1 tRNA gene and 1 rRNA gene are annotated in these 663 nt (G+C 53.7%); both read right to left on the reverse strand.

The features are described 5' to 3' along the window. Window positions 1-2 precede the first annotated feature (2 nt). Window positions 3-79, reverse strand: a tRNA-Ile gene (locus AC07OK_RS30745). Between the two features lie 64 nt (window positions 80-143). Continuing rightward, a 16S ribosomal RNA gene (locus AC07OK_RS30750) occupies window positions 144-663 on the reverse strand; the annotation flags it as partial.

Here is a 663-nt window from a genome sequence, read left to right on the forward strand (position 1 = left end):
ACTGGTAGGGCTGGTTGGACTCGAACCAACGACCCCCGCGTTATCAACACGGTGCTCTAACCAGCTGAGCTACAGCCCCAAATGCTGTTCTTTATTCATTACAGCCGATAAGTGTGAACGCTTGAAGAAGAGTGCTACTCTAGAAAGGAGGTGATCCAGCCGCACCTTCCGATACGGCTACCTTGTTACGACTTCACCCCAGTCACGAATCCTACCGTGGTAAGCGCCCTCCTTGCGGTTAAGCTACCTACTTCTGGTAAAACCCGCTCCCATGGTGTGACGGGCGGTGTGTACAAGACCCGGGAACGTATTCACCGCGACATGCTGATCCGCGATTACTAGCGATTCCAACTTCATGCAGTCGAGTTGCAGACTACAATCCGGACTACGATACACTTTCTGGGATTAGCTCCCCCTCGCGGGTTGGCGGCCCTCTGTATGTACCATTGTATGACGTGTGAAGCCCTACCCATAAGGGCCATGAGGACTTGACGTCATCCCCACCTTCCTCCGGTTTGTCACCGGCAGTCTCATTAGAGTGCTCTTTCGTAGCAACTAATGACAAGGGTTGCGCTCGTTGCGGGACTTAACCCAACATCTCACGACACGAGCTGACGACAGCCATGCAGCACCTGTGTACTGGTTCTCTTTCGAGCACTCCCC

It is taken from the genome of Duganella sp. GW821-FHT07G03 (genome assembly GCF_059418605.1).